This window comes from Candidatus Magnetobacterium casense, from assembly GCF_019173545.1.
GTDB lineage: Bacteria > Nitrospirota > Thermodesulfovibrionia > Thermodesulfovibrionales > Magnetobacteriaceae > Magnetobacterium > Magnetobacterium cryptolimnobacter.
This window is the reverse complement of record NZ_JABXWD010000238.1, coordinates 1-5,385: the sequence shown is the minus strand read 5'-3', so window position 1 is coordinate 5,385 and position 5,385 is coordinate 1. Positions and strand designations below refer to the sequence as shown.

9 protein-coding genes are annotated in these 5,385 nt (G+C 51.3%); 2 read left to right on the top strand and 7 right to left on the bottom strand.

The window, feature by feature from the left end; genetic code table 11:
* Positions 1 to 115: 115 nt before the first annotated feature.
* The gene (locus HWQ67_RS12140; protein WP_218252955.1) at positions 116 to 1,105 is read left to right on the top strand and encodes a sensor domain-containing diguanylate cyclase; all 990 of its coding nucleotides are present in this window, start codon (positions 116 to 118) and stop codon (positions 1,103 to 1,105) included.
* Positions 1,106 to 1,214: 109 nt separating this feature from the next.
* Here HWQ67_RS12140 and HWQ67_RS12135 read toward each other — a convergent pair whose 3' ends face one another.
* Complete coding sequence (locus tag HWQ67_RS12135; protein ID WP_218252954.1) at positions 1,215 to 1,496, bottom strand: hypothetical protein; 282 nt, start codon at positions 1,494 to 1,496, stop codon at positions 1,215 to 1,217.
* Positions 1,497 to 1,624: 128 nt separating this feature from the next.
* On the opposite strand from HWQ67_RS12135, the gene HWQ67_RS12130 reads away from it, so the two are divergent.
* Positions 1,625 to 1,891, top strand: a complete 267-nt coding sequence (locus tag HWQ67_RS12130) for a hypothetical protein (protein ID WP_218252953.1) — start codon at positions 1,625 to 1,627, stop codon at positions 1,889 to 1,891.
* Between the two features lie 32 nt (positions 1,892 to 1,923).
* On the opposite strand, the gene rfaE1 is transcribed toward HWQ67_RS12130, so the two are convergent.
* The 6 genes from rfaE1 to HWQ67_RS20575 form a co-directional block, all read right to left on the bottom strand.
* On the bottom strand, positions 1,924 to 2,919 hold the full coding sequence (gene rfaE1, locus HWQ67_RS12125) for a D-glycero-beta-D-manno-heptose-7-phosphate kinase (protein WP_218252952.1): 996 nt from the start codon (positions 2,917 to 2,919) through the stop codon (positions 1,924 to 1,926).
* 188 nt (positions 2,920 to 3,107) lie between these two features.
* On the bottom strand, positions 3,108 to 3,344 hold the full coding sequence (locus HWQ67_RS12120) for a chaperone NapD (protein WP_218252951.1): 237 nt from the start codon (positions 3,342 to 3,344) through the stop codon (positions 3,108 to 3,110).
* A gap of 13 nt (positions 3,345 to 3,357) precedes the next feature.
* A complete protein-coding gene (locus HWQ67_RS12115) occupies positions 3,358 to 3,900 on the bottom strand; it encodes a nitrate reductase cytochrome c-type subunit (protein ID WP_218252950.1) in 543 nt (180 codons plus the stop codon).
* A gap of 25 nt (positions 3,901 to 3,925) precedes the next feature.
* On the bottom strand, positions 3,926 to 4,510 hold the full coding sequence (locus HWQ67_RS12110; RefSeq protein WP_218252949.1) for a 4Fe-4S binding protein: 585 nt from the start codon (positions 4,508 to 4,510) through the stop codon (positions 3,926 to 3,928).
* Between the two features lies 1 nt (position 4,511).
* Positions 4,512 to 5,273 (bottom strand): ferredoxin-type protein NapG, encoded by a 762-nt coding sequence (napG, locus tag HWQ67_RS12105; RefSeq protein WP_218252948.1) that lies wholly within the window; start codon positions 5,271 to 5,273, stop codon positions 4,512 to 4,514.
* The coding region (locus tag HWQ67_RS20575; protein ID WP_425340724.1) for a hypothetical protein at positions 5,273 to 5,385 on the bottom strand (113 nt) is incomplete at its 5' end. The genes napG and HWQ67_RS20575, both read right to left, overlap by 1 nt.

The window sequence follows — 5,385 nt, the reverse complement described above, 5'->3', positions numbered from 1 at the left end:
GGAGCCGCCCCTTTCTTTCCTTCTTCTTAGGGGGGTGAACTATTACTGAGGTTGTAGTTTTCTTTGGAATTGTTGTAAAATATAACTGAGAAACTATAATGGGAGCTTGAAAAAAATGATGACTGAAGTGTTGTTTAAAGATGTATGCAAGGCCATAGATTTGTTGAGTAAGCAGGAGAGCGCTACCCACACGATACACGAGATACTGTTTGCCATGAAGGATTCTATCGGTATCAGTCGTGGGGTGCTGGTGCTGAAAAATGTCGAGGATGACTACCTCAGAATAGAAAACCGGTATAACATCTCGGCGCACTTTAGCACCTTGTACCGGCGTGGTATAGGCGATGGCGCCGTGGGACGGGTCTTTTACAAGGAACCAGTCGTTGTCGTTACAGGGCAGAGTGACACGGAGGACTATTATGACCTGTGGGTGGAGCAAGACTATGACACAGCCGTAGCGGTACGGGTGTCAATTGACGGACGTAGTGTGGGCTTTCTTGCGGTATACTTTGACAAGGCGATGGAGGTTACACATGAACTGCGGGAATTCCTTACTGATATGGCCAAAGTGATCGGCGAGGCGTTTAGGAAAGACCAATTCACCACGCTGCTGAACGAACTCAGAGATATCGATCCTGCCACCGGCCTTACCTACTATCACTTCTTCCACCAGAAGTTGCGCGATGAATTTGACAAGAGTCGTCGGCATAAAATCCCCCTGACGCTGGTCATTATGGATATGAACAACTTCAAGAACGTGCTCAACGTCTATGGCATAGATGTAGCCAAGCGGTTATACTCGGAGCTGGCCGAACACCTCAAATCGTGCATCCGCGGTATAGACGTGCTGGGATGTTATGGTACCGATGAATTTATCCTCTACATGCCAAATACCCCGATGGACAAGGCAGAGGTAGTCATTGAACGCTTCCAGGAAACCCTGAAGCTGGAACGATTTACGAAACATAACCTCTGCACAACCCTATCCATAGGCATGGCCACGCTGAAGGAACACAACACACTCGACGATTTCATGACGCATGCGCAGGTAGCCCTGTACAATGCCAGGGTCACGGGCAAGGGCGTTGTGCAGTGCAAGGACTGAGCACTCCCCCTGGCGTGCCCTCCCGTTGCCATGCTGTACAGGTAGGGGAGGGCACCTGGACCGTCCCAGGTATCAAGCGTTACAACTTCATAACAAGGATTACGGAGGGCTACTCGTGTGGTCTGTTACATGCCCTGTCCAGCCTCGATATCAGTTCCATGAAGAGCAGGTGCATGCCATAGGGCGTTTCGTCCATGGGTTGCTGTTTTTCGTTCATCGTTGCCGCTAACAGCAAGTCTGTTGTGTCGGCCATGAATGTCAGCATGGCCCTGATCTTTTCCAGTTCCTCCATAACACCGCAGGGTCCGTTGCCACTGTGTCTGTTGCCACCAAGCATCTTGCCACCAAGCATCTTGATTGTGCCGTAATCATTTTTGGTAAACCGTTTCAATGTTGCCTCCTTTTTGACATAGTCAATGATATAATGTTACTATTGTATGCAAACAGTATATTGTTTGTCAAGTGTATAAAGTGTGTCTTGTGTGTAATATTTGTAAACTTTACATAAAGGAGGTGTTTATGGAAGAAGGAACAGAAAGCAAGGATGAGAAAATCGTGTTTTTCACCTCTAAGTCGCAATTGGCAAGAATAGAGGACTTTCGATTCTCTTGCAGGTTGTCATCGCGTGCAGAGGCAGTCAGAAAGCTGATAGAGATCGCCATTGTAGCCCTGGATGAAAAAAAAAAGACCTCACACTCTTTGACCGGTGACCACCTGAAGGCTGCTGAAGAACAAGAGCCCTACATCTCAGACCGGAAGCCTGTCAGACGTGGCAAAAAGAAGTGATCCAGACAAGGGGCATACCAGATGAGCGAGTATCAGACAGTAACCATTGAGCGTTTGATTTCTTCGACCGAGGTGGTGGCAGTGCCCACCATGCCGACAACTATGCCTGCGGCGTGATTGGAGAGTATGGCGGCCTGCACCATCGATGCCCCCGACACAAAGGCTAGCGTAAAAGCTGCTATGACCGTATCACCTGCCCCGGTTACGTCGAAGACCTTTTTGGCCACCGTGGGCAGGTGGTGCGTGGTGCCGTCGGCAAGAAACAGACTCATGCCCTCTTCGCCACGTGTGATGAGGATGGCGTGTTCTTTGTCGCTCCAGGTCGCACCTGGTGTGTGGAGGTTTTTCAGGAGGGTTGTACCGGCCCTCTGCAAGCTCCTGTCGCCCTTGATGACAATGCCGGAGCCTTCCTGGGCCTCCTTGAGGTTCGGTGTGATCAGAGAGACGCCTCGGTAGTAATGGAAGTGTCCAACTTTTGGGTCTACGCAGACGAACTTTCCCGTCGGACTGGTGTACCCAAGTATGGTCTGTATCAGGCGCGGACTGATGACACCCTTCTTGTAGTCGGAGACTATCACGCCGTCATAATCTCCGATGACCTCTCCGATGAAGTCACCGATGCCCTTGAGCATGTTGCCGTCTATGTGTCTGGCGTCTTCCCTGTCGAACCTGACCACCTGCTGATGGTGTGCAATGACACGGGTCTTGATCGTGGTTGGCCGTGCGTCACAGAAGACCCCGGCATCTTCGATCCCCTTGTCCCTGAGCAGCCCGGAGATGATCCGCCCCTGGTGGTCGCCACCTATGACGCCAACAATGGCGGCACTGCCTCCGAGGGCAATGATGTTGTTTGCCACGTTGCCCGCTCCGCCAAGCAGGTAGCTCTCTCGCTGCACCTCAACCACCGGCACGGGGGCCTCCGGCGATATGCGGTTGACACGCCCCCAGACAAAGTGGTCCAGGATGATGTCTCCTACGATCAACACCCTCTTGCCACTGAATGAAGATAGTACGTCGTTTAATTCCACTGAGGTTAAAGATAATACAGTGCAGCCAATTAAATCAATGCCTAAATGTTTCGGGCTAGGTTGAGACTGTAAAATTACGGATATAGGCTACTTATTTATGAACAGGTGCAGGTTAAGGGGCTAAAAAAACATCCCCTGATGAACAGAGGTCAGGGGACGGGATGACTCCCAATCCCCTGTTTGTATGGTTAATCTTCGGTATCGCTACATGTAAAGGCCATGTTTGCACTGAGCACATGCGGCAGTTCAGATATTGTCCTGAGTGTCTTCATGTCCTCATCCTGCGATTGGCCCTCTACGGTGATGATAATCTTGCCTTCATCGTCCGTAAAGTGTACCTGACAGCCCTCAACCCTCTGAAGACTCTCCAGCACATCGGCCATGTGCCATGAATTGGTCTGTACTACCACACTTGTAATATTCAAGCTCGTCTGTCTCCTAGTTCAACTCAACCCCTTCGTTTACCTTGTCGGCAAGATTTGATCGGTGTTTGTCGTTTTTGCCCCTGAATGCGGGCTTGAACCTGTTATCGATAAGCGGTGTGACCTTGGAGGGCTGAACGTGACACTGTGTGCAATTATAGTTGTGACCGTTGAGTTGTCCTTTAAGGTCCTTGCCCTCACTTATGTCCATAAAGTGAGACTTGGGTATGGCAGTAGCCTTGAGACCTTTAGCGTTTTCGGGCATGTGACAATTAAGACACTCGTTCATATTCATCGTGATTGGTGCAATCCCCGTGGCATCGTGCGAAATCAGCGGCGGACTGTTCTCAAAAGACCTGTCCACAGTCTTGCTGCTCCCTGGCAAGGCGGCCTTATACTTGCCTTCTACCGGCATGGTCTTATCTTCATCCATCAGGGGAGTCTTTCTAAATCCGATCTCATCATCGGATAAACCACTTTTCTTATCAGCGGCCAAGGCCGTGCCAAATGCAAAAAGCACACACAGTAACAACACCAAAACCTTTGTAACCTTCATCATAAGTGTATTCCTCCTTTTACGGTTTTCATTTATCAGAAAACAACCTGCTCCCAAGGCCGATTGCATTATCGCCGCAGACCTCAATGCACCTGCCGCAGTTTATGCACTGCCCCGAGCTGACCATAGCGTTTTTCTTTCCGATCATGTGGAGTACCTGTCTCTCCGGACAGACCTCGACACATCGCATACACATCGTGCATTTATCCGGGTTATGGACGGGCTTGATGAGATTGCCTCTGCCTATAAGCGAGTAAAACGCACCCATCGGACAGAGATGCCCACAAAACCCACCCCTTAGCCACGCGGCCAAGTCTGTAACCACGTTCATCGGACATACCCAGGCACAGAAGACCCGTCCCCCGAGCAGGGCATAGATGACAGCTACCGTCAGCGCCCCCACTGCTATTTCAGCCGTGGGCATTGCCCGCGCTGCAAGCATCTGGAGTACGGCATAGGGGTCGGCCAGGGTGAGGACGTCAAAGAGCCTGGCGCAACTGAGATTGCCCCTGAGTATAGTCCACCCTGCGGCAGAGCCGGCAAAAAACAACAGCATCACGGTTATCTGCACGAGGCGTCGTGTGATCAGGAATCTGTTGGCATGGATTAACATTTCAATCCACTCCCTTGTTTAGATAATCAATGGCGCTGCTCTTGCTCCGTGGCGTGACCACCCCGGTATCTTGCTTGAGTTGGCGCAATCTTCCTTCATCGTCTTCTTGCCATCCTTTCAGGTATCTGATGTTGGCCTTGCCTGTAGCCAGCGCCCTGGGCAGGACGAAGATGGAAGATTTTTCGTTGATACAGGCGTGCTCACACAACCCGCAACCGGTGCAGTGTTCGCTGTCTACGACGGGGGCCATAAAGGCGTGCTTGCCGGTGCGCTCGTTGCGACTGTACTGAACCTTGATGGCCTTGTCTATCAGCGGACAAACCCTGTAGCAGGCATCACACTGAAGCCCCCAGTAGGCAACACACGTCTCACGGTCAAGGACTGCAAGCCCCATGCGTGCCTTGTTGATGTTTAACCGACCGTTTTCACTGACAATCGCTCTGTCCAGGGCATGCGTGGGGCAGACCGGTACGCACGGGATGTCCCTGCACATGTAACAGGGGACCTTTCTTGGGGTGTAAAACGGCATTCCCACGGGTTTGTTGTCACCAGCAGCGGCCAGGACAAGCGTAGAAAAAGGACAGGCCTCCACGCACTGACCACACCGTATACATTTGCCAATAAAATCACTTTCGGCAAGCGCCCCCGGTGGTCTCAGTACAAGGGCGGACGCCTTGGTTTCAGACACCGCTCTCCCCCACAGGATACCGCCAACTGCGGTAAACCCCAGGGACGTCAGAAAATGCCTCCTGTCCTTATCCATCAACCAGCACAGGCCTTATATATCTTTACGGCACACTTTTTAAAGTCCGTTTCCTTTGACAGTGGACACGTTGCATCCAGTGTTACCTTGTTTATGAACACGTTTTCGTCAA